This is a genomic window from Pseudonocardia sp. SID8383 (genome assembly GCF_009864975.1).
Lineage (GTDB): Bacteria > Actinomycetota > Actinomycetes > Mycobacteriales > Pseudonocardiaceae > Pseudonocardia > Pseudonocardia alni.
The window spans coordinates 1-1,106 of record NZ_WWFY01000355.1 but is presented as its reverse complement, the minus strand read 5'-3'; the positions used below and the strand labels follow the sequence as shown (position 1 = coordinate 1,106).

Annotated in this window: 2 protein-coding genes; one reads left to right on the top strand and one right to left on the bottom strand. The window is 77.7% G+C overall.

The features are described 5' to 3' along the window. Positions 1 to 339, bottom strand: a 339-nt coding sequence (locus GTW08_RS08655; RefSeq protein WP_161151743.1) for an FAD-dependent oxidoreductase, incomplete at its 3' end; no start/stop codon positions are given. A gap of 162 nt (positions 340 to 501) precedes the next feature. Here GTW08_RS08655 and GTW08_RS08650 point away from each other — a divergent pair. Further along, positions 502 to 1,106 (top strand): DUF4383 domain-containing protein (locus tag GTW08_RS08650; RefSeq protein WP_161151742.1); only part of this gene is annotated, 605 nt, incomplete at its 3' end.

The following is a 1,106-nucleotide window of genomic DNA, read 5'->3' as shown; positions in this document are numbered from 1 at the left end:
GAGCGCGGCGGCGGTGTCGTCGAGGCGGCGGTGCAGCACCGCGCACCGGCCGTCGGGGGTGGGGTGGGCGAGGACGGTGGGGGCGTGGCGCCACTGCAGCCCGTGCGCGCCGAGGTCGAGCTCGCGCAGCACCGGTGAGGCGGCGCCGAGCGGGTGGAACGCGCTGGCCAGGTCGCTGACGAAGCCCGGCGCGGTGATCTCCGCCGAGCGGACGGCGCCGCCCGGCGCCTCGGCGGCCTCGCAGACCAGGACGTCCCAGCCGGCGTCGGCGAGCAGGTTCGCCGCGACGAGGCCGTTGTGCCCGGCCCCGACCACGACGGCGTCGACCCGTTCGGTCACCCGGTTCCCCCTCCCGTGCCGGCGGCCCGCGCGGGGCGCCGTGCACCGTGCCATCCGGGCCCGCGGAGGTCATGCCCGTCACGATCGGCATCCGCTGCCGATGGGCGGGTAGCCGCGCCGTCATGCCGGGCCGACCGGTGCCGCACGACCCGGAGGACGAGTATGCCCACCCAGTCCCAGCACCACTCCCACGGCCACGCGGTGTTCCCCTGGCCGCAGCTGCTGGTGGTCCTCGCGGCGTTCCTGCTCCTGCTCTACGGGCTCCTCGGGTTCCGCTACAGCGGCCTTCCCGGGCTGCCCGCGGCGAGCGGGGAGCTGCTGGGCATCGGGGTGGACCCGCTGCGCGACCTGGTGCACCTCGTCCTCGGCGTGGCGGGACTGCCGTGCGCCACGCGGCTGCCCTGGGCGCGGGGCTTCGGGGTGGTGCTCATGCTCCTGGGCGCCGCCGAGGTCCTGCTCGGACTCCTGACCGGCGTGTTCCGGCTGGTCCCGGCCGGGCCGTTCGCCACCAACGCCGGTTCGGTGCTGGTGGGGGTCCTGCTGCTGGTGCTGGGCGCGGTCGCCGTGTTCGGACGCGCGTTCAGCGACGCCCCGTACGCGGGTCTCCAGCGCGGGGTGGAGGCCGCGGGCCGCCGGGTGACGGGGCTGCGCGACCGCAGCGTGCACGCGGGCACCGACGACGTGGGCACCGAGGACAGGGGCCCGGCGGCGTGGAGCGACGAGCCGGCCGGTGACGGCGACCGGTCCGGCGGGCACGGCGCCGCCCG